Raw genomic sequence first — 20,137 nt, 5'->3', positions numbered from 1 at the left:
ATGGCCCATGTAACCCTTGCCGAATGCGATGCGGCCTTGCCCCATGTGCTGGAGGCCCCTAAAGAAGCCGCGATTGAGGTCCTGTGCCACCGTCCCGACTTTGGTCAACGGGATTACCGCGATGCGCTGGAGCTGCGCGTGGCGACAGGGATCGAAAATGAACGCTGGATGAAGCACCCTTGGATGAAGCTGGAGGACGGCTCCCCCGATCCGCGCATTCAGGTGTCCATCTTGCAAAAGCGTGTGCTGGACCTGTGCTGGCGCGACCGCGATGAGGTCGTCTATCCTGGTGATACGATGATAGCAGATATGGATCTGGGGGAGGAAAACCTACCCGCAGGCACCCGTCTGCAAGCTGGCACGGCCATTCTGGAGGTGTCCGATGTGTTCAACACCGCCTGCGCCAAATGGAAAGTCCGCCACGGCCGCGAAAGCTTTGACTGGATTAACAAGCCAGAGAACGTGAAACACCGTTTGCGTGGTGCCTTGTGCAGCATTGTTCAGGACGGTGTGGTGCGCAAAGGCGATATTCTGCGCAAGCTCTGATCACTGGCGGGTTGGCTGGTCAGTCCGGCGTGCGGGTATAATCCGCGTCGCTGACCTGCTCCAGCCAGTCTGCAACCCGTCCGTCCTGTGCTTCTTGCATGGCGATATGTTCCATCGCGGTGTCGGGTGCAGCGCCGTGCCAGTGTTCTTCGTTCGGGGCAAAGAACACGGTGTCTCCGGCGCGAACGGATTGGGGCGTCTGCCCCCGCAACCCAACGAGGCCAGTGCCAGAAGTGATGTAAATCGTCTGGCCAAGCGGATGGGTGTGCCACGCTGTACGCGCCCCCGGTGCAAAATAGACCTTCAACGCCCGCAGGCGTGCGGGTTCCGGCGCCTCGATGATCGGGTCCTGCCAGACATCGCCGGTAAACCAGTCGGAACTGGCCTTGCGGGTCGGCCTGCTGGCATTGCGGGTGATGTCCATACCCTGTCCTTTCGGGATTGGTGTCTCGCGAAACGCGCCCTACAGCATGCTTGGCACAACCTGATCCGGTGGCCGGTGTCCGTCTGCGAAGGTTTTGATATTGATGATAACTTTCTCACCCATCTCAACGCGGGCTTCTTCCGTGGCCGAAGCCATGTGGGGCAGCAGCATGACGTTGTTCAGATCACGCAGACGGGGATTAATTTCATTGCCGTGCTCGAACACGTCCAGTCCGGCACCGGCCAGCTCTCCGGCGCGGAGCATACGGGTGAGGGCGTTTTCATCCACCACTTCCCCGCGGGAGGTGTTGATGACAATCGCGCTCGGCTTCATCAGTTTCATGCGCCGCGCGTTCAGCAGGTGGAAGGTGCTGGGCGTGTGGGGGCAGTTGATCGAAACCACATCCACCCGCGCGAGCATCTGGTCAAGGCTTTCGCAATAGGTGGCGTTCAGCGCGGACTCTGCGTCTTTGTGGACCCGTTTGCGATTATGATAGAATACCTGCATCCCAAAGGCATTGGCGCGGCGGGCCACGGCCGATCCGACCTGACCCATGCCCAGAATGCCAAGCCGTTTGCCCCCCAGACGTGCGCCCAGAAAGGCGGAAGGAGACCAGCCCTGCCAGTCCCCTGACTGCAAGTGGCTGGAACCTTCGCGGAACCGGCGCATCACGGCCAGCATCAGCGCCATCGTCATGTCAGCCGTGTCATCGGCCAGGACACCCGGCGTGTTGGACACAAGGATGCCGCGCTGGCGGGCCGTTGCCACGTCGATATGATCCACACCGGAACCGTAATTCGCAATCAGCCGCAGATTGTCACCGGCCTGTGCCAGCATCCCCGCATCAATTGTGTCGCTTAGGGTTGGCACCAGCACATCGGCGGTCCGCAGCGCAGCGGTCAGCTGTTCACGGCTGAGAGGGGTATCGGTTTCGTTCAACTTAACGTCGAACAGTTCGGAAAGACGCTTTTCGACAGTGGCAGGCAACCGTCGCGTAACGACAACACTTAACTTACTTGAGGGCATTTGATGTAACCAACTCTGGATTTGTTTTTCCCATTCTGCCAAGGAATTACCCAATGGGGCAAGATCAAAGACCCCCACAGAGGCAAAAGATTTCATTAGACGACAACGGCGGATGACGATGGCGCGGGCAGCTTTCACTTTACTGGTTCTGGGATGTCTCATTCTGGCGGGATTCGGGGGCGGAACGGCCTTTGCCGCGGGAAAGCGTGGTCCGGTGACAAACCTGCCGCTGCCGCGCTTTGTGTCGATGAAGTCGGATGAAGGTAATGTGCGGCGTGGTCCGTCGCTGACCCACCGTGTGGACTGGGTGTTCAAACACGAAAACCTGCCCCTGCAAATCGTTGCCGAGTACGGCCACTGGCGGCGGGTTCAGGATGCCGAAGGGCAGGGCGGCTGGATGCACTATTCGCTGCTGTCGGGGTCTCGCTATGTGATTGTGCAGGAAGACAACGCACGCTTATACCTCACGCCCAATGACGCCGCTGCAACCCGTGCTCTGGCAGAGCGTGGCGCCTTGGCCCGCCTTGGCACCTGTGAGGCTGAATTCTGTGAAATCAGCGCCCAAGGGGCCAAGGGCTGGGCCAAGAAGTCCGATCTCTGGGGCGTTTTCCCCGACGAAATCCGCGACTGATCCGCTATAGCGTTACCACCACCGATCCCATTTTGTCCGCCGCTTCAACCCGTTCATGGGCTGTCACCACCTGATCCAGCGGGTAGCTGGCCGCGACGGAATGGGTCAGTTGATCCGCTTCCAGCATTGCGGTCAGCCCATCAATTGACTGGCGGCGTGCCTCCGGTGACAGAATATAAACGAGGATCATGCGCAAGGTCAGGTCTTTGAACATCATCGGCATGAAGGGCAGTTGCGGCGCAGGATCACCGGCAGAACCATAGGCGGCGATTGTCCCGCTCTGGCGCATGACCTCGGTGAGCAGCGGCGCGTTTACCCCGAACTCCAGTTCCACCGCACGGTGAACGCCCCCCGTCAGGTCGAGTATTTGCGCCGCCGCATCTGCATCACGGTAGTTCACCACATGATCCGCTCCGGCAGTGCGGACATAGTCCGCCTTTTCTTCGCTGGAAACGGTTGTGATAACCTCGGCCCCGCCGATTTTGGCCATCTGGATCGCGTAGCGGGCCACAGTTCCGGCACCACCGGACACAAGGATTTTCTGGCCCTCCACGGCGCCGTCCGCGTATACCGCGCGGTAGGCTGTCAGTGCAGGAATGCCAAGACAGGCGGCTGCGTCAAACGGTGTGCTGTCGGGCAGATCGACCGCTTGTTCAGAAGGCAGCGCGATGTACTCGGCGCAGGTGCCAAGGGGGCGCTGCCACTGGCCGTTCCAAATCCAGACCCGCTGGCCGATCCGTGCGGAATCAACACCGTTGCCAACCGCCTCTACCACACCCGCACCATCGGAATGGGGGATGATCAGCGGATAGGCCATCGCGCGCGCACCAGCGCGGGATTTCACATCGGAAGGATTGGCCCCCGAGGTTTCCAGACGCACCAGAACCTCTCCGGCGGCGGGGGTCGGGGTTGGCTGATCGCCCAGTTGCAGAACGGCTCTGGCTGCGCCTTGTTCAGTATAAAAAGCAGCTTTCATAGGATTTCCTTAATCTTTGATCTGTAGTCTGGCACCAACGCCTATGGTGCGGGGGGCAGGCCACGCCCTTTCAGAAGCGCGTCAACTTTGGGCAGGCTGCCGCGGAACGCTGTGTAAAGGTCCGCGCCTTCGGCTTTGCCACCGGCAGAATAGATGTGATCGTGCAGTTTCGCCGCCAGCTCGGGGTTGAACGGGTCGCCTGTTTCTTCAAACGCGGCAAAGGCGTCTGCGTCCATGACCTCGGACCACATGTAACTGTAATAACCGGAGGAATAGCCGTCACCGGAGAAAACATGCGCAAAATGCGGCGTGGCATGGCGCATACGAATCGCGGCAGGCATACCCAAGCCCTTCAGGATTTCTGCCTGACGCGCCAGCGGATCAACAGGGGGCGTGTCGGAATGGAACGCCAGATCCACCAATGCCGACGCGGTGTATTCCACCGTGGAGAACCCCATGTCGAAGTTTTCGGCGGCCAACAGTTTGTCCAACAGCGCTTTTGGGATCGGCGCGCCGGTTTCTGCGTGGCGGGCGTATTTTTCCAGAACGTCCGGCACCGACAGCCAGTGTTCGTAAAGCTGGCTTGGCAGTTCGACGAAATCGCGCGCCACAGAAGTGCCTGAGATCATCGGATAGTGAACATCCGACAGCATTGAGTGCAGCGCGTGTCCGAATTCGTGGAACAGGGTGCGGGCATCGTCAAAGGTCAGCAGATTCGGCTCGCCCTCGGGGGCCTTGGCAAAGTTGCAGACGTTCACGGTAATGGGCCGGATGTCCGCATCCAGATTGGACTGGGCCCGAAAGCGCGAACACCACGCGCCGGAGCGTTTGGAAGATCGGGCAAAGTAATCCCCGATAAACACCGCCATATGCCGATCGCCCTTGCGCACTTCCCATGCGCGGGCATCTTTGTGGTAGAGCGGCACATCAAGCGCGTGGAACGTCAGTCCGAACAACCGATTGGCCGTGTCAAAAGCCGCCTCTATCATCTGATCGAGCTGGAAATACGGCTTCAGTTCCGCCTCATCCAGATCATATTCAGCCGCGCGCAATTTTTCTGCGTAGTAACGCCAGTCCCAAGGTTCCAGATCGCCGTTCACACCGTCGTCGTGCATTAGTTCCGTCAGCCGCGCTGCATCCGCATTTGCCGCAGCCTTCGCGGGCTCCCAGACCGCCATCAACAATTCGCGCACGGCTTCAGGGGTTTTAGCCATCTCCGGTTCCAGTTTGAAATCGGCAAATGTGTCATAGCCCAGCAAATTCGCCCGCTCCTGACGCAACGCCAAAGTCTCGCGCACGATGTCGATGTTGTCGGTCTTGCCGCCATTCTCACCCCGTTTGCCCCATGCGATATAGGCTTTCTCTCGCAAGTTGCGCCGCGCCGAGAATTGTAGAAACGGCGCGATCAGAGAGCGGGAAAGGGTGATGACATAGCCCTCGAGCCCCCGTTCCTGCGCCGCAGATTTTGCGGCGGCCTTCAAAAAGTCCGGCAAACCGTCGAGATCATTCTCGCCCAGTTCCATGAACCATTCTCGCTCGTCCGCGAGAAGGTTTTGGGAAAAGGCCGTGCCCAGTTCCGCCAGTCGTTTGGTCACTTCGGGCAGGCGCGCTTTGGCAGCACCTTCAAGCTGCGCACCGGCACGCACGAACATGCGGTGGTACAGTTCCAACACGCGCAACTGTTCCGCGCCAAGGTTAAGGGCCTCTCGGTTATGATAAAGCCCGTCGACCCGCGCAAACAGAGCTTCGTTCATCACTGTTTCCGAACTGAAAGACGCAAAACGCGGTGAAAGGTCCCTTTGCAGTGCCTCGCGCTCGGGGTTGCTGTCCGCCCCCGTCAGATTAAAGAAAACGCCAGCAACCTTGTCCATCAACCCGTCCGCCTGTTCAAGCGCGTCGATGGTATTGGCATAACTGGCGGGTTCGGGATTATCAGCGATTTCGTTGATCGCAGCGCGCGACTGTTTGAACGCCTCTTCAAAGGCGGGCGCAAAATCGGCGTCGCTGATCTGGGCAAAGGGGGGCAGGGCGAAAGGGCCGGACCAATCGGAAAGAAACGGGTTTTGCGTGGACATGTCAGAGGCTCCTGAAAACATTTGAAGCCGACCTTATGCGCCTTGATCACAGGTTTCCAGAGCTTGCGGATCACAAGGGTGCGGGGGCGTAGGGGCAGGCGCGCGGTGCTGGCGGTTATTTCTGGCACATCGGGTGCAAAAACTGTTCACAGCCCATCAGCTTTGACACAGTTTGGCCCCTTTCCCCGCCTAGTTTCGGGGGCGTGGAATCGGTTTGGTAAGCGGGAAGATGAAGAAACGAATTACAATAGGATTGGCTGGGCTTTGCTGTGCCATTGGTGTGGGCGGCTACATGCTTGCGGGGGCATCGGTGTATTCGCAGGTGCCAATGATGGAGAGCATGGCGCATTCCGAATACCCCCCGTTTGATGTGGAACGTAAAACCGGCGCTTCAGCGCGTGCCGATCTGGGTGCCATGTCAAAAGATCCAGCTTTGGATGTGCAAGAAACGCCTGCCGGACCCGGAAAACTGCTGGGGGCATTGCTTAGCGGTGGAGCGGAAATGGTGAAATCGCGCAGTTATGAACCGGGCGAAAGCCGCTTTAAAAAGGTCGGGACGTTCGCAGCACCTTGCACTTCGGGTGGCGGCGCAAAAAGATGCAGCACATCTGAGTAATCGTTACTCGACCGGATCAGCGTTCACCCCATGCCAGCGAACTTGTTGAACATGGGGGTTGGCATCGGCGAGCACCTGCAATTCTGCATGTTCGGGCCATAACCGCAGGGTTAGCTGGGCCTTTCCCTGATCGCTCAGCTCGAACGACAGCCAAGCAAGAGGGGTGTCAGGTGTCCCATTGGGACCCGCCTTCTCCATTGCGCGGGTGATTTTTTGTTGGGTCGCTTCGGGCAGATATTGCCAAGTGATGGAGTGCATGAAGACGCGGGTTTGGCCGCGCGGTGCAGGGCTTTGGCACATCTGCTTCACCCAATCCCCCGCATCAGCGGCATGTAATGTCGGAGGGAAATCCCGCGCCAGTGCAATTGCTGCACGCGTACGGGCAAGGCGTTCGGGTTGATCCGGCCAGATATAGGCCAGCAACCGGAGCGCCTGCTTTGGGTCGGTCACGCGGATCGGGTTCACATCACAGCCCTGTCGCGCGGTAATCTCTGGCATCTGCGTTGGCGCTGCCCCTTCCCAGTCCGGCGCAAGGCGCACTTCAGAGCCTGCATCCCCCAAATGAACGCGGCCCAATTGGTGGGAAAACCGGTCAAGATTAAGGTTCAACCCGCCCGAGGAGCCGATTTCGTAAAGCACCAGGGGCAGCCCGCTTTGCTGCCCGATTACCGAAAGCCCTGCCATCAACAGGCTGGCACGGGCCACCTCGTTGGTTTGCGGCGCAAATTCCAGAAAGTCCAGAATCTGGGCATCACAGCGTTGCAAGGTGCCCGCCACTGCCTGCGCCAGTTCGTGGCTTTTTGGCATCTCGTTAGGGGGATAAACTGCGGCCAGCTCCGGGCTTTGCCCTGACAGAACCATCGCATGGCATGCACCACTTAACCGCAAGGGGACCACATCCCGCATTGGACCTGCTGCCCCCGGCCAATCAATGACCCTGCGCCCCGTTGCGGTGGTGTTATCCAGCGTGTCCACGAGCGCCAGCAGCAGGGCCGAGGTGAATTCCGAGCCTAACTGACGGCACCAAGCGGCCTGACGTTCAAAAGCGCTGCGATCCAAAGGCATTCCTTCCTCCATGTCGTTTTCGCCACAACCCCTGTCGATTGACAGTGGATCAGGCCCGCAATTTTTGGCTATCTGATTGCAACTTATCGCCTAAAAGAGAGTCGTGCTATGAAAACTCACGTAAAAGCCTGTGTTGTCGGCGGCGGCGCTGTCGGGGCCTCGATTGCGTACCACCTTGCCAAAGCAGGCTGGAAGGATGTTGTTCTGCTGGAGCGGGACGAACTGACGTCAGGGTCCACATGGCACGCAGCGGGGCTGTTGCCGCTGTTCAACATGTCCTATGCGACCACGCATATCCATGATTACTCGGTGAAATTTTACAAAACGCTGGAAGAAGAAACCGGATTGAACGCCGGTTTTTCTGTGGTTGGCAATCTGCGCATGGCCCAAACCAAAGAGCGGATGGATGAATATTTGCTTTACGGGACCACGGCAGAATCCGTTGGCGTGCCGTTCGAACAGCTGACCCCCGCGCAGATTAAGGAACGCTGGCCCCTGATCCGCACCGAGGATCTGCACGGCGCGATTTACCACCCGACAGATGGTTACATCAATCCCGCCGATGTCACGATGGCCATGGCAAAAGGCGCACGGCAACGGGGTGTCGAGATCATCCGCAAGCGGCAGGTGGACAGCTATGAATGGACCGGATCCGAATGGATCGTGCGCGGTACTGTCATGGTCGAAGTGGGCGGTAATCTGGTGCCTTCTGAGGAAACCTTTGAAATTCACGCCGAACATGTGGTGACGGCAACCGGCAACCACGCACAGCGCACGGCAAAACTGCTCGGGATTAAAATCCCTGCGATCCCTGTCGAGCACCAGTTTATCGTCACCGATGCGGACCCTGAACTACAAGCCTACCGCGCGGCAGGACACGCCGAACATCCCGTCATCCGCGATGCGGATGCGCAGTCCTATGTGCGTGAAGAACGGGGCGGCTGGATTTTGGGCGTCTACGAAAAGAACGCTCCGGCGCGGTTTGAATACGGCGTGCCGGACAGTTTCCGCGCCGACCTGTTCCAACTGGATCTGGAGCGGATCGAAGACCAGTACATGGCGATGATCCACCGGATTCCGTCTTGTGAAAACTCTGGCCTGAAAGACGATTTCAACGGCCCGATCTGCTATACACCCGACGGCAATCCGCTGGTGGGTCCGGCACCGGGACTGCGCAATATGTGGTTGGCCGAAGGCTTCTCCTTCGGGATCACTGCCGCCGGTGGCACCGGCTATTACATGGCGCAGATGATGGTCGAGGGCGAGGCCGAGATCGACATGGCATCGCTCGATCCCAAACGCTATGGCAGCTGGATGACAACCGAGTTTGCAGCCCGCAAAAATGAGGAATGCTACGACCACGTATACATCCTGCACCACCCTGACGAGGAACGTCCCGCCGCACGTCCGCTGCGCACGGCACCGGCCTATGATCGCCAAAAGGCGCTGGGCGCGCAGTTCGGATTCGTGAACGGCTGGGAGCGTCCGAACTACTACGGACCACTGGATGCGCCAGAGACTTTTGACCATGACGGGCGGTCTTTCCGCCGTGGCACATGGTGGCAATATGCGGTCGAGGAGGCCAAATCCATCCGCGAAGGGGTTGGCCTTGTGGATGCCACAGCCTTTACCAAACATGTGGTCAAAGGACCGGGCGCGACCGCGTTTCTGGACTGGTTCACCTGTAACAAACTGCCCAAAATCGGCCGCATCAACCTGACCTATGCGCTGACGGATGCAGGCACCACTCGCACCGAATACACCATCGTGCGCAATGGCGAGGATTCCTATTATCTGGTCTCCGCTGGTGCTTGGACAGATTACGACGCCGATTTCCTACGCAAAGCGGCTGAAGATAAAGCTAACGAATTTGGCTATATCGAAATCCAGACTGTCACCAATCAATGGGGTGTCTTTGCCATTGCAGGGCCGAAATCCCGCGATGTTCTGAAAAAAATCATCAAGGACGCCGATCCAGAAACCGCCCTGTCAAACAAGCGGTTCCCTTGGTTGTCCGCACAACAGATCGAACTGGGCATGTGTCCGGTGAATGCGATCCGTGTGGCCTATACCGGAGAGCTGGGCTGGGAATTGCACCACCCGATCGAGATGCAGAACTACCTGTGGGATCTGATCCTGAAAGCGGGCGAGGAATACGGTCTGAAGCTGGTCGGCGCACGGGCGCAAAACTGGCTGCGGCAGGAGAAATCCTACCGCGCATTCGGCAACGAACTGGGCCGTGATGCCACCCCAGCCGAAGCCGATTTGCCCCGCTTTATTGACCTGTCCAAGGATTTCAACGGCAAGGAAGCGATGGAGGCCAAAGGCATTCGTTCCAAATGCGTGACCCTGTTGATTGACGGACCTGATGATGCCGACCCGTGGGGCCGCGAGGCACTGCTTCTGGACGGCAAAAAGATCGGGCGCTTAACTTCTGGCGGGTATTCCGTGCATTTCGAAAAACAGATCGGTCTGGGCTATGTCTCCCCAGAACTGGCTGTTGTGGGGCAAAAGCTGCAGGTGCGGATGCTCGGTGAATTGTGGGAGGCCGAGGTGGTTGAAGACAGCCCCTATGATCCAACCAACGCCAATATCCGCATGAACGGGTAACACCGGATTACCAGTATTAATACGCCATCGAACGCCGCCTTTAATTGGGGCGGCGTTCTTTCATTTTAGCATCCTATTCTACCTCTGGTTTAAAGATTGGCCCTGTTCAAACTTATTCACGTTCTGCCCAAATTTTGTGCTATTCTTCAGTTACTATCGGGATGTCGGTGCCATTGGGGTACTGTCAAAATCACTCGAACAAGGAATTTTTTATGAACTTACGATATAACGGAGGTGACTCCGGTTTTTTCAGCGCACCCTTCGCGGAAGCGGGAATGTTCTCCACGATCACAAGCACTACGGTTGTTTATGACACTGCCAGTTCTGAAACCGTGATCGAGGGCAGCGGATTTGCCGAGGCGAGCGCAGGTGTACCAGATTCAACTGGAACCGTGACAAGTGTCACCTACAAACAAGACGGCAAGGTTGTTGCCAGATTTTCCGATCTGGGTTGGGCAATGTCGGCCCTTCTGCCAGCACTTATCGCAATTGACAGCGATGACTACACCGGCATCAACGCCCTGCTTTCAAGCGATGTGCTGAACATAAGCGCTGGCGGTTCTGAAGACGCATTCGTCCTGCCGGTAGAACTGGAACTGGACGGCGGCGTCAATTTCGCGGGATCCTCCCACGATGATGTGGTGGCATCAGGGGACGGCGACGACCACCTGATAGGGCGCAGCGGCAGCGATACTTTGGATGGGGGCGCCGGCAACGACACGATCGAAGGCGGGACGGGGCATGACACGTTGAAAGGCGGCGCGGATGATGACGACATTTCCGGCGGAACCGGCCACGACGACATTTCCGGCGGTTCCGGAGACGACACGTTAAACGGCGATGGCGGCAAGGACACGATCTCCGGCGGCGACGGTGACGACATGATCGATGGCGGTGGCGGCAAGGACCGGATTGACGGCGGAGACGGCAACGACAGGATCACTGCTGGCAAGGGCCGTGATGTGGTTGACGGCGGCGCTGGCGATGACGAAATCGACGGTGACAAAGGCCATGACAAGCTGAACGGCGGTGCCGACAACGACATCATTCGTGGCGGTGCCGGTAAGGACCAGATCGACGGTGGCGATGGCAACGACATCCTTGGCGGGAATGCCGGTAAAGACACGATCGAGGGCGGCGCGGGCAATGACTTTATCGTTGGCGGTTCCGGTAAGGACGTGCTTTACGGCGGCACCGAAGCCGACCAGTTTATCTTCAACGACGCCAAGGACAGTGGCAAAGGCAAGTTCGGCGATGTTGTTATGGACTTCGAACAGGGTATCGATTTCCTCGACTTCTCTGGCTTGGGGGCCGAGTTTATCGGGGATGCCAAATTCTCGGGCACCGGCGCCGAAGTTCAGGCCAGAAACGACGGAGACGGCAATTCCATTCTGATCGTTGATGTGGACGGCGACGGCAAAGGCGATATGCGCATCGACGTGATGGGCGTAGAGGATCTGATGGCAGACAGCATTGTTTCGCTTGACGTCGCCTGATACCCGACCCTTCTGAAAACCCGAAAGCCCGGCCCCGCGCCGGGCTTTTTATTGGCGGCGTTCAAGATATTCCTGACTTGTTTTTCCTGCAAGGGCGGTGTGAAACTGGTGTTCTAACCCTGTCCGAAGGAGGAGCACCGTGTCGCAACGTTTGGCCCATACAGCACTGGTCGTGCGCGATTATGACGAAGCCATAGCCTTTTACGTGGATGTACTGGGGTTCGAACTGGTCTCGGATACGTTCCAGCCTGAACAGGACAAACGCTGGGTCGTGGTGCGGCCCAAGGGGGAGGGGTCAGCCTCGCTGCTGCTGGCGCGTGCTTCGAGTGAGACCCAGCAATCGTTTGTGGGCAATCAGGCAGGGGGACGTGTGTTTCTATTCCTGCAAACCGATGATTTCTGGCGGGATTACAAGCTATACATCTCACGCGGGGTGGAGTTCACTCGGGATCCCAAAGTGATGGACTACGGCACTGTGGCCGTGTTCAAAGACCTGTACGGGACGCTTTGGGATCTGATCGAGTTTGCCGAATAACCGCGTCTTAACGCATGAATTTGCCAAGGATGTCATTCATCGGGGAACCATCCCCGTCCGCATCCAGAAGCTGGGACAACTGGCCGAGATCGGGCGCATTGCTGTCTGCGCCACCGCCCAGAAAGCCGCCGACCATCCCCATGATGCCGCCGCTGCTGTCAGCGCCGGAAAACCGGCCCATCAGGTTCTCTATCGTGTTGTCAGGCATCTCTTTCTGCAGCCCGCCCTGTAGCATCGCGGCGAGCGCGGGCAGGAATTGCATCACGGTAGACAGATCAATCCCGGTGCGATTTGCAGCTTCTGACGCGATCTCTTTGGGGGCTTGATGCCCGCCCATCAGTGTTTCCAGAAAGGCCATGCCTTGGGCCTGACCTGTGGGGGCGGCCGCCTGCGAAGCGTCCTCAAAGTAGCTGCGTTGTTGTTCACCGTGAAGCGAGGACAGCAATTCCTGCATCCCGCCGCTTTCTGCTTTTTCTTTGGCGGCCTGACCGATGGTCGGGGCAAGCAGTTCGGACAGTTGTTGGGCCTGCCCTTCGTTCATTCCAAATTGATTAGCAAGTTGCGAGAGGCCTTGTCCGTTGTGGGCGTTTTGCAAAAGTTTCATCAGGGACATCGTGATCTCTCCGGTCGTAAAATAACGGTTGTGATAAATATGTGGGGGTAAAATCAGTGCGGTCAAGGCCGCGATGGGATGGACCTGCGGGGACGCGCCCCGCAGGTGCCGGATTTATTCGCTGTCCATATCCCAGCCAAGATGACGGGCGACGGTGAAAATGTCTTTGTCGCCGCGACCGCACATGTTCATGACCATAATGTGGTCTTTGGGAAGGGTGGGGGCCAGCTTGCGCACATGGGCCAGCGCATGAGAGGGTTCGAGTGCTGGAATGATACCTTCAGTACGACAAGAGAACTGGAACGCCTCCAGCGCTTCGGCATCGGTCACGCTGACGTATTCGGCGCGGCCCGTGTCATGCAGCCAGCTGTGCTCTGGCCCGATCCCCGGATAGTCGAGACCGGCAGAAATAGAGTAGCCTTCAAGGATCTGGCCTGCCTCGTCCTGCAACAGATAGGTGCGGTTGCCGTGCAGCACGCCGGGTTTGCCGCCCAGCAGCGAAGCGCAGTGCTCCATATCGTCATTCACGCCTTTACCACCGGCCTCGACACCGATGATGCGCACGGATTTATCGTCCAGAAACGGAAAGAACAGGCCCATCGCATTGGAACCGCCGCCGATGGCCGCAATCACGCTGTCAGGCAACGCGCCTTCGCCTTCATGCTCTGCCAGTTGTTCGCGCACTTCCTTGCCGATGATGCTTTGGAAGTCACGCACCATTGCAGGATAAGGGTGCGGGCCAGCCACGGTGCCGATGCAGTAGAAGGTTTCATCCACATAGGTCACCCAGTCGCGCAGAGCATCGTTCATCGCATCCTTCAGCGTGCCACGACCGGAGGTCACAGGCACCACTTCGGCGCCGAGCAGCTTCATGCGGAATACGTTGGGGGCCTGACGCTCTACATCATGGGCGCCCATATAAACCACACATTTCAGACCGAACTTGGCGCAGACGGTGGCAGTGGCCACACCGTGTTGCCCCGCACCTGTTTCCGCAATGATCCGCGTTTTGCCCATGCGCCGCGCCAGCAGGATTTGACCCAGCACGTTGTTGATCTTATGGGCACCAGTGTGGTTCAGCTCGTCCCGTTTGAAATAGACTTTCGCGCCGCCCAGTTCTTCGGTGATGCGGCTGGCGAAATAGAGCGGGCTGGGACGGCCGACATAGTGTTTCCACAGGAGATCCATCTCTGCCCAGAAATCCGGATCAACCTTTGCTTTTTCGTATTCGGCTTCCAGATCAAGGATCAGCGGCATCAGGGTTTCAGACACAAACCGTCCGCCAAAATCACCGAACCGGCCATTTTCGTCAGGGCCGGACATAAAGGAATTGAGCAAATCGTTCATCAGGGTTCTCCTTGGGTCGCACGTGATCTAGCCCGACTCCCGCTTCAGGTAAACCCGTTCCCTTTGGAACCTTGGTTCACCCTGCGGCAGCAGCACAAAAGGCAGTGATTTTTGCGGGGTCTTTGACGCCCGGCGCGCTTTCGACACCGCTGGACACATCCACCTGCCGCGCGCCTGTCATCTGCATGGCGAGCGCGACATTTTCGGGGGTCAGCCCACCGGCGAGCATCCACGGCACGGCCCAGCGGCGGCCCGCGATCAGGGACCAGTCAAAGGACAGACCATTTCCACCGGGCAGATCGGCGTTCTTGGGGGGCTTTGCATCCACCAGCAATTGATCGGCAACACGGGCGTATGCGTTCAGGGCGGGCAAATCTTCGGCATCCGCCACCCCCACTGCCTTCATCACCGGCAGCCCGTAGCGGGCCTTTACTTCTGCCACGCGCTCGGGCGTTTCTTTGCCGTGAAGTTGCAGCATGTCGATCGGAACCTCTGCGAGGATCGCATCAAGTTCGGCGTCGCTGGCGTTAACCGTCAGGGCGACTTTGCACAACCCGTCCGGCACAGACAGCGCCAGTTCACGGGCAGTTGCGATATCCACATTTCGGGGAGATTTCGGGAAGAACACAAACCCGACATAGGCCGCTTTAGCCGCAACAACGGCCTCTAGCGAGCCTTGTGTGGTAATCCCGCAAATTTTAACTGGCATGGAAATTACTCAATCAGGGCAAGCACATCGTCGGTGCCTTCACCGGATTTCGCCTTGAGAACCTTGTTCTCCCGTTCCAACCGGTGCAATTCCTTGCCCTTTTTGGACAGGTCATTGCGGTATTTGAATTCCCGCATCCATTCCCAGACAAAGCCGATCAGCAGGCCAACAACAATGCCCAGAAAGATGACCAGAAACAGCGGCAGTGTCACACTGCCGGACAGTTGAAAGACCGATGCCAGTTCATCGGGCATCACCCGCAACGTGACAGGCGCGCGGTTGGCCAGCGCGACGACAATCAGACAAATGCCGATTACGGCTAGGAAAAGGTAACGGATGTAACGCATCATTTGGCAAAACTCCTGCAATAGGACACACCTAATCCCAACAGGAATAAATGCAACCTGACTTTAATGCTTTTTAGCCTGTGAAGACTTGCCGCACACCGCGACCAAAGGCATCAGCTGTCGTTCAGACGGTCGCGCAGCAGCTTGCCTGTTTTGAAGAAGGGAACGTGCTTTTCTTCCACCTGCACGGATTCTCCCGTGCGGGGATTGCGCCCGATCCGTGCGTCCCGTTTCTTGACAGAGAAAGCGCCGAACCCCCGGAGCTCCACACGGTCGCCATTGGCGAGCGCCTCAATGATTTCGTTGAACACTGTAGATACTATGCGCTCCACATCCCGCTGGTACAGGTGCGGATTCGCTTCTGCAATTTTATCTACTAATTCGGAACGTATCATAGACTTCAGTCCTCCCAAAAAGTGCGGCCTTTTTCTGGCTCTGCTTGGGTACGACTTTACAGAAATTACTTTGCGATGGAATAGAGCCGTGGGCCTGATTGGGCCGAAAATCGCCCTAACATGCCGTTTTTGGCGAGAAATTTCCCGACCGGAGCGAAAAATCCACTGTCCTGATAGTCTGGCGTGTAGGGATCAACCGGAAGGTCCGCTATAAGCGAATCGAGCGAATCGAGGTATTTTGTTGCCTCGTCAAAGCCACCGATGGCGTCGATCAAGCCCAGTTCGAGGGCGACACGGCCGGTGAAAACCCGCCCGTCTGCTACCCGATCCAGCGCTGCACCAGTCAATTCGCGGCGTTCTTCAACCAGTCCGCGAAACCACTGATAGCTTTCATCGATCAACTGTTGTTCCGCCGCAAGCCCTTCGGGGCTGGCTTTGCGATAGGGGGTCAGATCCGCTTTCAGCTCGCTAGAGCGGATGGTCTGCATATTTATGCCAAGGGTGGACATCAGATCAGTCACATCTGGGTATTCCATGATGACGCCGATTGAACCGGTGACAGTATTTCCGCGTGCAATGATATGGTCTGTGCCAAGTGCCGCGATATAGCCTCCAGAGGCTGCCACTTCGCCAAGCACAGAAACCACCGGTTTGGTTTGGGCGATTTTGCGGAGGCGTTCATACAGCGCTTCGGAGCCGACAGTGGTGCCGCCCGGACTGCTGATGCTGATGATCAGGGCCTTCACGCTGTCGGATTCTTCGACCATGCGAAGGGTTTCATCCATCAGCGGATCGTCATAGATCACGCCGCTCAAATCCACATGGGCAATATGATCGGAAAAACGGGGGGTTCCAGACAGCCAGGTTGCCAAAACGATCAGGGCCACCAGCAGGCCAAGCGTGGCAAGGACACCGCGCCAGAATGCAGAGCGGCGCCACTTACGGCGCCGCTCCTCATAGAAATCACGTTCAAAACCAGTCATTTCAGTTCCCAACGCGAAACTCTCTTATCAGTCGTCCTGGCCCTTCAGAGCCGCACCGAGGATATCCCCGAGAGACGCGCCGGAGTCCGAAGAACCGTACTGTTGTACTGCTTCTTTCTCTTCTGCGATCTCACGTGCTTTGATCGACAGACCAAGGCGACGGGAAGATTTGTCGATGTTGGTGACGCGTGCATCGATCTTGTCGCCAACGCTGAAACGCTCTGGGCGCTGTTCCGCACGATCGCGGGACAGGTCGGAACGACGGATGAAGGATTTCATGCCATCATATTCGACTTCAATGCCACCGTCCTCGATGGAGGTCACGTTTACAGTTACTACAGCACCGCGCTTAACGCCGGCTGTTGCATCTGCGAACGGATCGCCGTCCAGGGCTTTGATCGACAGGGAGATACGCTCTTTTTCGGCGTCGATGTCAGTGACAACAGCCTTGACGATATCGCCTTTGGAGTAGTCAGCCATGGCTTCTTCGCCGGAACGGTCCCAATCCAGATCGGACAGGTGAACCATGCCGTCGATGTCGCCTTCTAGACCGACAAACAGACCGAATTCAGTGATGTTCTTAACTTCACCTTCAACTTCTGTGCCGATTGGGAATGCAGTTTCGAAGTTCTCCCACGGGTTGCCCTGAGTTTGTTTCAGGCCAAGGGAGACACGACGTTTCACGCTGTCGATTTCCAGAACCATCACGTCAACTTCTTGCGAAGTGGATACGATTTTGCCTGGGTGTACGTTCTTCTTGGTCCAAGACATTTCGGACACGTGAACCAGACCTTCGACACCGGCTTCCAGCTCTACAAATGCACCGTAATCGGTGATGTTTGTAACGCGGCCCTTGTGTACGGATTCCAGCGGGTAGCGTGCTTCCACGTCGCCCCAAGGATCGTCTTGCAGTTGCTTCATGCCCAAAGAGATACGGTGTGTCTCTTTGTTGATCTTGATAACCTGAACCTTGATGGTTTCGCCGATTGTCAGGATCTCGGACGGGTGGTTCACACGACGCCAAGCCATGTCTGTGACGTGCAGCAGACCGTCTACGCCGCCCAGATCAACGAACGCACCGTATTCGGTGATGTTCTTAACGACACCGTCAACGGTTTCGCCTTCAGACAGGTTGCCAACGATTTCCGCACGCTGTTCAGCACGGGACTCTTCGAGAATGGCACGACGGGACACAACGATGTTGCCACGACGACGGTCCATTTTCAGGATTTGGAACGGCTGCGCCATACCCATCAGAGGGCCGGCATCGCGTACGGGGCGTACGTCCACTTGGGAGCCTGGCAGGAACGCAACAGCGCCGCCCAGATCCACTGTGAAACCGCCTTTGACGCGACCGAAGATTGCGCCTTCAACACGCTCTTCTGCTTCGTAGGCTTTTTCCAGACGGTCCCATGCTTCTTCGCGACGGGCTTTGTCACGAGAGATAACAGCTTCGCCGCGGGCGTTTTCAACGCGCTCGAGGTAAACCTCTACGCTGTCGCCAACTTCGATTTCAGGCGCCTGGCCCGGAGCTGCAAATTCTTTAAGATCAACACGGCCTTCCATTTTGTAGCCGATGTCGATGATGGCCTGACCGGCTTCAATTGCCAGAACAGTCCCTTTGACAACCGAACCTTCATCCGGTGTGTCAATTTCAAAGCTCTCAGCCAAGAGGGCTTCAAAGTCTTCCATTGTCGCGTTAGCGCTCATATATACGTTTCCTTTTTCGTCGTTTTTACTGGCCGCGCGGTTGGTCCCACGGGTCTTTGGGTTTCGTTTCTCACGTTCAGCGAAACGGAAATTGCTCAAACACACAAAGGGCCGGAGTTTGTCCAGCCCTGCTCTTCCCGTCGGCGTTGTACCCGCCACCACTTGTCGTGATTGCCCGCGCTATAGATCAGATTCACGCGCTCTACAAGGGGAAAGCGGCCTAACGCCCTTATAGAACAGGGTTTGCGGGGGTGGTCGGGGGGATGAGGCAGGGTGCGGACTGATCCGCAATGACCGGTCTGAATCATTCAAATCGTTGTGTTAAAACGCAATCTGACGTAGGATTTATGTAAGTAATACTCAATTCGTATCAAATTTAGTCAAATTCGTAAGGGTTTCGCCATGGGCATCTCTTTATTCCGCAATACAATACGATCAGTCATAGCAGCCGCCGTTTTATGCGGCGCGGTTCTTCCGGCGCAGGGGCAGAACGACCCTTTCGCCAGCGGTTGGACTTTGAGAAACGAACAGTCCTCGTTGAATTTCCAATCGGTGAAGAACCAGACCAAAGTGGAAAGCAGCAGTTTCGCGACGTTTTCGGGCAGTGTCGCACAGGATGGTGCCGCGACCGTGACAGTCATGCTGGAAAGTGTGGATACCAAAATCGACCTGCGCAATGTGCGGATGCGGTTCCTTTTCTTTGAAAGCTTCCAATTCCCCGAAGCAGTGATCACGGCGCAGCTTGATCCTGCGGAACTGGCCGATCTGGCAACGGTCCGGCGTAAAACTGTGGCGCTGCCCTATACGCTTGATCTGCACGGGGTGCAGCAATCGGCGACAGCGGATGTGGTGGTCACGCTGATCAGCGATGATCTGGTGTCGGTGGCGACCAAGACGCCGATTTCCGTGGCCGCTGCGGATTTCAATCTGATGGGGGGCGTGGAAAAACTGGAAGAGGCGGCGAATGTAGAGATCATTCCATCAGCCACAGTGACTTTCGATTTCATCTTTGCCAGAAACGAGCCTCAGGGCAGCACCGCGCCCGCCGCCGTGCCACAGAGCGAGGCTGAACCCGCAGCACCTGCGCAGGTTGCATTGGAGCCGGCGGGAAATTTTTCGGCCGAGGCCTGTATTGGGCGGTTTGAAATCCTGTCCCGCTCTAACAACACCTATTTTAAATCCGGTTCAGCACGGCTTGACGGTAAGAGCGAACCGTTCCTGATCAGTATTGCAGACATCGTAAAACGCTGCCCCGACATGGTGGTGGAAGTCGGCGGTCATACCGATAGCGTTGGTTCGGACGCGACAAACATGCGTTTGTCGGAACGGCGCGCAGCATCGGTCCTGCGCAATCTGGTGGGCAAAGGTGTGCCCGAGTCCAATCTGACAAGTGCGGGCTATGGCGAGAGCCAGCCTAAAGCGGATAACTCCACATCCAAAGGCCGTTGGAAAAACCGCCGGATCGAATTTCGTGTGATCAAAGGTACGACTGAATGAGAATAACCCGTTTTGTTTTGGCGCTGGGACTGTGTTTGTCATCCGGTGCTGTTTTTGCGGCCCTATCGGTCGAACCGGCCCTGAAATCCGCACCTGATAAGGCTGGGCAGAAACTTGCCGCGCTAGAGATCGTGGGTGGTGATACCCCCGCACAACAGCCGGAAGTCGAGCAAACCGAAGGGGCCGAGCCGGAACCGAGCGAACCGCAAGACGTTGCGGAACCCGCGGCGCCTGTGGTGTATTCCACACCGCTGGCGTCGGGCGGCGCAGACGTAGAGGGGCTGACGTTGGAGCAGCTTATCGAAGGCTCGCCCCTGTTCCCGCCAATTGAGGGTTTGCCGGAACAATTGTGGAAAGGAAAGACCTGCTCCACCTGCCACCAGTGGCAGCGGGCTGATCTTTGCGATCAGGCCAAACGCTATCTACCAGAGACCGCGCAGCAGGCTTTGAAGAAGCAGCATCCTTATGGCGGGGCATTAAAGCTGCACCTTAAGGCTTGGGCGCAGAACGACTGCCAGTAACGGGCGTGTTAGGCC

Annotated in this window: 19 protein-coding genes and 1 pseudogene; 8 read left to right on the top strand and 12 right to left on the bottom strand. The window is 57.4% G+C overall.

Annotation, left to right across the window (positions count from 1 at the left end):
* Positions 1 to 546, top strand: coding sequence for an MOSC domain-containing protein (locus IEX10_RS07660; protein ID WP_188672917.1), 546 nt, complete (start codon positions 1 to 3; stop codon positions 544 to 546).
* Positions 547 to 565: 19 nt separating this feature from the next.
* Here the strand turns inward: IEX10_RS07660 and IEX10_RS07655 are convergent, their stop codons facing one another.
* Together IEX10_RS07655 and IEX10_RS07650 are read right to left on the bottom strand one after the other, a co-directional pair.
* Positions 566 to 970, bottom strand: a complete 405-nt coding sequence (locus IEX10_RS07655) for a (R)-mandelonitrile lyase (RefSeq protein ID WP_188672914.1) — start codon at positions 968 to 970, stop codon at positions 566 to 568.
* Positions 971 to 1,009: 39 nt separating this feature from the next.
* A complete protein-coding gene (locus tag IEX10_RS07650; protein WP_188672911.1) occupies positions 1,010 to 1,996 on the bottom strand; it encodes a 2-hydroxyacid dehydrogenase in 987 nt (328 codons plus the stop codon).
* Between the two features lie 112 nt (positions 1,997 to 2,108).
* Between IEX10_RS07650 and IEX10_RS07645 the strand changes: the two genes are divergently transcribed.
* Positions 2,109 to 2,627 carry an SH3 domain-containing protein gene (locus IEX10_RS07645; RefSeq protein ID WP_373287443.1) on the top strand — a complete coding sequence of 173 codons (519 nt, stop codon included), beginning with the start codon at positions 2,109 to 2,111 and terminating at the stop codon, positions 2,625 to 2,627.
* A 4-nt stretch (positions 2,628 to 2,631) separates the two neighbouring features.
* On the opposite strand, the gene IEX10_RS07640 is transcribed toward IEX10_RS07645, so the two are convergent.
* Both IEX10_RS07640 and IEX10_RS07635 read right to left on the bottom strand, forming a co-directional pair.
* Positions 2,632 to 3,603: an NADPH:quinone reductase gene (locus tag IEX10_RS07640; RefSeq protein WP_188672905.1), complete on the bottom strand. Its 972-nt coding sequence runs from the start codon at positions 3,601 to 3,603 to the stop codon at positions 2,632 to 2,634.
* 41 nt (positions 3,604 to 3,644) lie between these two features.
* The gene (locus IEX10_RS07635; protein ID WP_188672902.1) at positions 3,645 to 5,678 is read right to left on the bottom strand and encodes a M3 family metallopeptidase; all 2,034 of its coding nucleotides are present in this window, start codon (positions 5,676 to 5,678) and stop codon (positions 3,645 to 3,647) included.
* 229 nt (positions 5,679 to 5,907) lie between these two features.
* On the opposite strand from IEX10_RS07635, the gene IEX10_RS07630 reads away from it, so the two are divergent.
* Positions 5,908 to 6,294 (top strand): hypothetical protein, encoded by a 387-nt coding sequence (locus IEX10_RS07630; RefSeq protein ID WP_188672899.1) that lies wholly within the window; start codon positions 5,908 to 5,910, stop codon positions 6,292 to 6,294.
* 3 nt (positions 6,295 to 6,297) lie between these two features.
* Here the strand turns inward: IEX10_RS07630 and IEX10_RS07625 are convergent, their stop codons facing one another.
* Positions 6,298 to 7,359: a DUF2332 domain-containing protein gene (locus IEX10_RS07625; RefSeq protein WP_188672897.1), complete on the bottom strand. Its 1,062-nt coding sequence runs from the start codon at positions 7,357 to 7,359 to the stop codon at positions 6,298 to 6,300.
* 108 nt (positions 7,360 to 7,467) lie between these two features.
* Here IEX10_RS07625 and IEX10_RS07620 point away from each other — a divergent pair, with 108 nt between their 5' ends.
* The 3 genes from IEX10_RS07620 to IEX10_RS07610 all read left to right on the top strand — a co-directional run bounded on the left by IEX10_RS07620 (position 7,468) and on the right by IEX10_RS07610 (position 12,000).
* Positions 7,468 to 9,969, top strand: coding sequence for a GcvT family protein (locus IEX10_RS07620; RefSeq protein ID WP_188672894.1), 2,502 nt, complete (start codon positions 7,468 to 7,470; stop codon positions 9,967 to 9,969).
* Positions 9,970 to 10,181: 212 nt separating this feature from the next.
* Positions 10,182 to 11,465, top strand: coding sequence for a calcium-binding protein (locus IEX10_RS07615; protein WP_188672891.1), 1,284 nt, complete (start codon positions 10,182 to 10,184; stop codon positions 11,463 to 11,465).
* 139 nt (positions 11,466 to 11,604) lie between these two features.
* Positions 11,605 to 12,000 (top strand): VOC family protein, encoded by a 396-nt coding sequence (locus tag IEX10_RS07610; RefSeq protein ID WP_188672888.1) that lies wholly within the window; start codon positions 11,605 to 11,607, stop codon positions 11,998 to 12,000.
* 7 nt (positions 12,001 to 12,007) lie between these two features.
* On the opposite strand, the gene IEX10_RS07605 is transcribed toward IEX10_RS07610, so the two are convergent.
* The 7 genes and pseudogenes from IEX10_RS07605 to rpsA all read right to left on the bottom strand — a co-directional run.
* Positions 12,008 to 12,613 carry a DUF937 domain-containing protein gene (locus IEX10_RS07605; protein WP_229678467.1) on the bottom strand — a complete coding sequence of 202 codons (606 nt, stop codon included), beginning with the start codon at positions 12,611 to 12,613 and terminating at the stop codon, positions 12,008 to 12,010.
* A 114-nt stretch (positions 12,614 to 12,727) separates the two neighbouring features.
* A complete protein-coding gene (gene trpB / locus IEX10_RS07600; protein WP_188674609.1) occupies positions 12,728 to 13,963 on the bottom strand; it encodes a tryptophan synthase subunit beta in 1,236 nt (411 codons plus the stop codon).
* Positions 13,964 to 14,036: 73 nt separating this feature from the next.
* A complete protein-coding gene (locus tag IEX10_RS07595) occupies positions 14,037 to 14,669 on the bottom strand; it encodes a phosphoribosylanthranilate isomerase (RefSeq protein ID WP_188672886.1) in 633 nt (210 codons plus the stop codon).
* A gap of 5 nt (positions 14,670 to 14,674) precedes the next feature.
* On the bottom strand, positions 14,675 to 15,019 hold the full coding sequence (locus IEX10_RS07590; protein WP_188672883.1) for a LapA family protein: 345 nt from the start codon (positions 15,017 to 15,019) through the stop codon (positions 14,675 to 14,677).
* A gap of 110 nt (positions 15,020 to 15,129) precedes the next feature.
* Entirely contained in the window at positions 15,130 to 15,411 is a 282-nt protein-coding gene (gene ihfB / locus IEX10_RS07585) for an integration host factor subunit beta (RefSeq protein WP_188672880.1), read from the bottom strand.
* A 65-nt stretch (positions 15,412 to 15,476) separates the two neighbouring features.
* On the bottom strand, positions 15,477 to 16,394 hold the full coding sequence (gene sppA / locus IEX10_RS07580; RefSeq protein WP_188672877.1) for a signal peptide peptidase SppA: 918 nt from the start codon (positions 16,392 to 16,394) through the stop codon (positions 15,477 to 15,479).
* 27 nt (positions 16,395 to 16,421) lie between these two features.
* A pseudogene (gene rpsA / locus IEX10_RS07575) lies at positions 16,422 to 18,128 on the bottom strand (30S ribosomal protein S1); the annotation flags it as partial.
* A 378-nt stretch (positions 18,129 to 18,506) separates the two neighbouring features.
* Here rpsA and IEX10_RS07570 point away from each other — a divergent pair.
* The gene (locus IEX10_RS07570; protein ID WP_188672870.1) at positions 18,507 to 19,601 is read left to right on the top strand and encodes an OmpA family protein; all 1,095 of its coding nucleotides are present in this window, start codon (positions 18,507 to 18,509) and stop codon (positions 19,599 to 19,601) included.
* On the top strand, positions 19,598 to 20,122 hold the full coding sequence (locus IEX10_RS07565) for a hypothetical protein (RefSeq protein ID WP_188672867.1): 525 nt from the start codon (positions 19,598 to 19,600) through the stop codon (positions 20,120 to 20,122). Before IEX10_RS07570 ends, IEX10_RS07565 begins: the two co-directional genes overlap by 4 nt.
* Positions 20,123 to 20,137: the final 15 nt, after the last annotated feature.

Source organism: Neptunicoccus cionae (genome assembly GCF_014643735.1).
In the GTDB taxonomy this organism is placed as follows: Bacteria; Pseudomonadota; Alphaproteobacteria; order Rhodobacterales; family Rhodobacteraceae; genus Amylibacter; species Amylibacter cionae.
This window is presented reverse-complemented; position numbering and strand designations above follow the sequence as displayed.